General features: G+C 69.8%; 2 protein-coding genes. Both read right to left on the reverse strand.

Annotated elements, in window-relative coordinates; translation table 11 throughout:
• A partial coding sequence (locus tag ABZ646_RS46385) for an Hsp70 family protein (RefSeq protein WP_360533757.1) occupies nt 1-245 on the reverse strand: 245 nt, incomplete at its 3' end.
• Nucleotides 246-339: 94 nt separating this feature from the next.
• The gene (locus ABZ646_RS46390; RefSeq protein WP_360533760.1) at nt 340-1359 is read right to left on the reverse strand and encodes an MraY family glycosyltransferase; all 1020 of its coding nucleotides are present in this window, start codon (nt 1357-1359) and stop codon (nt 340-342) included.
• Nucleotides 1360-1558 lie beyond the last annotated feature (199 nt).

Raw genomic sequence — 1558 nt, forward strand, 5'->3', positions numbered from 1 at the left:
TCGAGCTGGATCTTCCAGTCGGTGCCCATGTGACGCTTCACGGACCGGATGGTCCGGTCCACGTTGGTGACCGCCTGACGCTTGGCGACCTCGCCGACCAGAACTTCGCCGTTCTTCGCGAAGGCGACGACGGACGGCGTGGTCCGGGCACCCTCGGCGTTGGTGATGACGGTGGGCTCGCCGCCTTCAAGAACGCTGACGACGGAGTTAGTCGTGCCCAGGTCGATGCCGACCGCACGTGCCATGGTGATTTCCTCCAGCTGACTTGAGTGGAACGGACTCAAGTGTGCATGAAGCCTCGTCGCGGGTCAACAGACCTGAGTCCATAAGGCTCAAGTCTTATCCGTTCCTTACACGCAGGTGCCCGCTGACCTGCGTCGATTCAAGCCGCCGGGGCCCGTACACCGGCACCCGAAGGAGTAGCAGCACGACGCTGACGGTGACGCAGGCGACGCATGTGGCGCCCGTCCGACCGACCCAGCCGCCGTGCACGAGCACCGCGACGAGTACCCCGGCGAAGGATCCGGTCCCCAGCACCACCGTCGCGCCCTGCGAGGTGAGCCCCAACCGCCGCAGCCGGTGCGCGAGATGGTCGGGGCCGCGCCGCAGCACCGGCCGCCCGGCGAGGAGCCGCGACAGGACCACCACCAGGACGTCGGCGCCCGCGACGGCGGTGAGCGCGAACAGCTCGCCGGCGCCGGTGACGGGGTCGTGCCCGGTCTGGGTCAGCAGCGCGGCCGCGGCCAGCACGAACCCGGCGAACAGCGAGCCGGTGGCGCCGAGGGCGATCCGCGCGGGATGCCAGTTGTGCATCAGGAACCCGGTGAGCGCGGCGGCGAGCACGCTCAGCAGCACGGCGAGCCCGTCCATCACCTCGGCGGCGGCACAGGCACCGGCCCCGAAGGCGGTCACCACCCCGACCGTGCCGGCGAGCCCGTCGGCGTGGTCGAGCCCCTTGAAGGCGACGGCGACGAACGCGATCCAGCCGACGCCCAGCGCCCCGCCGGCGATCCCGAACTCGCCGTACGGCACCACACAGGCCGCCGCCACGGCCGTACCGAACAGCAGGAAACGGGTCTTCAGCCGCCACACGTCGGCGACCACCCCGATCAGCGCGACGGCTCCCCCGGCGATCAGCAGTTCCCCCACCCCGGCGCCGAGGGGGGCGACCCCGCTCCAGTCGCCGACCCCAGCGACCACGCAGGTGGCGCCGACGACGGCGAGGCCGCCCAGCGCCGGCACGGGCCGGGCCCGCCTGCGGTCGACCAGGCCGAGCCGCAGGGCGGGCGGCCGGATCAGCGCGGCGAGGACGGCGGCGAGCAGCAGGGCAGTGGTGGCGGCGGCGATCCCGTAGAGCACGGATCCAAATTAGACCCGAATGTAACAATCATGTACGAATAACACGATCGGATTGCGAGGCCGGAGCACAGGCGGGCCTCAGCGATCCAGATCACTCCGCACCTGACTACAGTGCGGGTAAGGATTGCGGGTAGTCTCAGACGGACTGAATAAGTTACCGCTTAGTAATTTCGGGCACCCTCATCGACGTGTTCGACCT

This window comes from Streptomyces sp. NPDC007162 (assembly GCF_040634175.1).
Classification (GTDB): Bacteria; Actinomycetota; Actinomycetes; order Streptomycetales; family Streptomycetaceae; genus Streptomyces.